Annotated in this window: 1 protein-coding gene; it reads right to left on the reverse strand. The window is 33.2% G+C overall.

Translation table 11 applies throughout. From position 1 onward, the window contains the following. Positions 1–17: 17 nt before the first annotated feature. Positions 18–271 (reverse strand): hypothetical protein (locus KIH86_RS25990; protein ID WP_223110750.1); only part of this gene is annotated, 254 nt, incomplete at its 5' end.

Genomic DNA, 271 nt, shown 5'->3' on the forward strand with positions numbered 1-271 from the left:
CTTTTAGGACAGCCTCGTTAAGCCAGATAGGATAATCCCGTTTCATAAATAAATGTGTCTCGTTTTAGTGTAATGACATGATCAACAACCGCCTTTTCATATGTTTCTTGATCTTTAATTACTCTGTCACCAAGATCAATTTCCCCAACACCATTGGTGCATACAGTCTCACTCGACATTTTCAAATCATTAGATAAATCGTTTATATCAAATTTTTGCCTAATTTTAGTGGTATCAATAAAAGTAAATAACTCTTTCTCATCATCAGTTA

Origin of the sequence: Paenibacillus sinensis, assembly GCF_019904155.1 — a bacterium.
Taxonomy (GTDB): domain Bacteria; phylum Bacillota; class Bacilli; order Paenibacillales; family Paenibacillaceae; genus Paenibacillus_AQ; species Paenibacillus_AQ sinensis.